This is a genomic window from Streptococcus sp. HMSC076H09 (assembly GCF_001811765.1).
Classification (GTDB): Bacteria; Bacillota; Bacilli; order Lactobacillales; family Streptococcaceae; genus Streptococcus; species Streptococcus agalactiae.
Map to the genome: position 1 here is coordinate 1 of NZ_KV806610.1, position 358 is coordinate 358.

Genomic DNA, 358 nt, shown 5'->3' on the forward strand with positions numbered 1-358 from the left:
AGGGTCAGCGGTTCGATCCCGTTAACTCCCATAGGTCCCGTAGTGTAGCGGTTATCACGTCGCCCTGTCACGGCGAAGATCGCGGGTTCGATTCCCGTCGGGACCGTAGACTCGTTAGCTCAGTTGGTAGAGCAATTGACTTTTAATCAATGGGTCACTGGTTCGAGCCCAGTACGGGTCATTTAGAAATGCGGGTGTGGCGGAATTGGCAGACGCACCAGATTTAGGATCTGGCGCTTAACGGCGTGGGGGTTCAAGTCCCTTCACCCGCATTAGTAGATTGCCGGCTTAGCTCAGTTGGTAGAGCATCTGATTTGTAATCAGAGGGTCGCGTGTTCAAGTCATGTAGCCGGCATTA

The 358-nt window shown here is 53.4% G+C and carries 4 tRNA genes; all 4 read left to right on the top strand.

The annotated features are described in order from the left end of the window. Positions 1–33 precede the first annotated feature (33 nt). The 4 genes from HMPREF2818_RS07035 (at position 34) to HMPREF2818_RS07050 (ending at position 355) form a co-directional block, all read left to right on the top strand. Positions 34–106, top strand: a tRNA-Asp gene (locus HMPREF2818_RS07035). A 2-nt stretch (positions 107–108) separates the two neighbouring features. Beyond that, positions 109–181, top strand: a tRNA-Lys gene (locus HMPREF2818_RS07040). A 9-nt stretch (positions 182–190) separates the two neighbouring features. After that, positions 191–272: transfer RNA gene (locus HMPREF2818_RS07045), tRNA-Leu, on the top strand. A 10-nt stretch (positions 273–282) separates the two neighbouring features. Beyond that, positions 283–355, top strand: a tRNA-Thr gene (locus tag HMPREF2818_RS07050). The last annotated feature ends 3 nt before the right edge of the window (positions 356–358 follow it).